The organism is Deinococcus frigens DSM 12807, assembly GCF_000701425.1.
Lineage (GTDB): Bacteria > Deinococcota > Deinococci > Deinococcales > Deinococcaceae > Deinococcus > Deinococcus frigens.
In genome coordinates, this window is the sequence record NZ_JNIW01000130.1 from 1 (window position 1) to 2,172 (window position 2,172).

At 65.0% G+C, this 2,172-nt stretch carries 2 protein-coding genes; both read right to left on the reverse strand.

Going from position 1 to position 2,172, the window contains the following annotated elements:
- Nucleotides 1-260: hypothetical protein (locus tag Q322_RS21430; protein ID WP_211248947.1), on the reverse strand; the 260-nt coding region annotated here is incomplete at its 3' end.
- 76 nt (nucleotides 261-336) lie between these two features.
- Nucleotides 337-2,172 (reverse strand): malectin domain-containing carbohydrate-binding protein (locus tag Q322_RS0119900; protein WP_029479576.1); only part of this gene is annotated, 1,836 nt, incomplete at its 5' end.

The window sequence follows — 2,172 nt, forward strand, 5'->3', positions numbered from 1 at the left end:
AGATCGGACAGGAAGTTCTGGCCCTGCGTCAGGGGTCTGGGTTTGGCGTCCGGCTGGCCCACCCAGGGGTACGACTTGCCGCCCGCGTAGGGGTCAGGCGGCTCCACCTGCTCGGGCGGCGGTGTTACCTGCTCAGAAGGCGGCTCCACCGGCCTGGGAGATGGAGATGGAGGCGACGAACAGCCGATCAGCAGGCCCATACCCAGCAGTATGGTGGCCAGTTCTTTCAACATTCTTTTTCTCGGCTCTGCTAATTTCATGGCTCTCCTCCTCCGCTTCCCGACTTCTGTGCTGGCCCCAGTACCCGGTCTCAGTACCTGGTTTCAGTACCCGGTCTCAGCGCACGATCTCGATGCCCGCGATGGAAGGATAGTCCACCGAGGCGCTCAGGTTCAGGGTCAGCAGTCCGCCCGTGACCTGCACGCTTACCGTCTTGACCAGCGCGGTGTTGCCGCCCCCGGCCTCCTGCACGATGTCCAGATTGGACAGCACCTTCTGGCCCTCGGCGAACACGTCGAAGATTCGCTTGCCCGCCACGCTGTGCGCCAGGTCCGCGAAGTGCAGCCGGAGCGTCTGCGGACCGTTTTCCAGCGGAATGTTGAAGCTGACGGCGCGTGGCATGATGTTGCCCACGTTGCCCCGGTACGTCTGATACAGCGTGTCGTTGCTGGTCTTGAGAATGTCAAGGCTGGGGTTGGGGCCGCCAGCAGGCTCGTCGATGATGGTAGAAGGCGTGAACAGGGCGTACCCGTTGCGGTCCCGGTCCGAGACCCACACGTTGCCGACAGGATCGGTGAACTTGTAGCCGCTGGCGGTCCCGACATTGATTAAAATCGGCGCGGGCTTAATGTTGCTGATCAGGTAGATGTTGTCGTTGTAGTCGTAATTGATGCCCGCGTAATCCATGATCAGCAGGTAGGTATCGGGCATGATCTGGCCACCCTGGTCCCTGGCCTTAAAGAAGCGCACATGCTGCCCGCAGGGATCGACGCAGCCATTGCTGCGGTCCTTGGTCTGGTTGTTCAGCGTGGGATCGCTGTTCTCACTATCCACCCTGAAGCCGAAGGTAGAGGCCGGGGCGAAGGTGGCGGTGGCCAGTTCGTTGGAGTTGGTGCCGTTCTTGCGCGGTAAGACCGACTGAGCGTCGATGCCCGCATGGCTCAGAACTGTGTTGGTGACGGTGTCGCCCTTGGCAAACCACCGCAACGTCGCCGTGTTGCCCTGGGTGTGGTAGGCGGCCAACTGCTGAACCTTTACTGGCCTGGCGGCGTCGGCCCGCTGCCAGTACGGCGCGATCACCTCGTCGCCCTGGGGAGTCACCCGGCCCTTCTTGTTGATGTCGCTGCCTGGCGCAAAGGCCGTCTTGAAGCCAAAGCCACGCTGCACGATGTCTTCCAGGGACGGCTCCTGCCCGCTCTCGGACTGGCTCTGCCACAGCCCCGCAAGCTGAATCACCTGCCCGGGCGCGGTGGGATCGTTGGACTCCACGGTCAGGGTGCCTGCGTGGACCTTCACGGACTGGGCAGTGAACCGCAGTTTCACGTCCTGGAATTGCCCAGGGGCGATGTCGAGGGGCAGGGTCAGAGCGGGGTCCAGTTCCCAGGTGTCCGTGAGGGGCAGGCCCGTGATCTGCAAGGTGCCGGTGCCGGTGTTGGTGATTCGCAGGGTGGCGCGGTCATGCACGCCGTTGCCGGGCGGGCTGACCAGCGAGCCGATGCGGTTGAACACCAGCCGGTCCGCGAAGGGACCGCCGTCCAGGTTGGCCAGCGTGGCGCGGCCCAGGACCGTGCCGGGGCGAGTGGCGCTGGCGCTGCTGGGGGCCGAGGCGTTCCCGCTCTTGTCCACCGCCACCACCTGATAGTAGGACACCGTTCCCTGCGGCGCAGCCGTATCCGTGTACGACGAGGCCGTCAGCGGCGTGGTGGTCAGCACCGTGAACGGCCCCCCGGCACTGACCGAGCGCGAGACGCGGTAGCCCGCCAGGTCCGGCTCTTTGTTGTCGGCCCAGTTCAGGGTAATCCCCGCGCTGCTGGCCGTGGCGGTCAGCCCCTGCGGGGCCACCGGCGGCACCGAGTCCGCGAGTTCGCAGGTCACCTGGGCGTCGGCCCAGTCGGCGTGATCGTAGGCGATCCCGTCCCCGGCATTCGTCACCACCAGCCGCAGCTCCTTGAC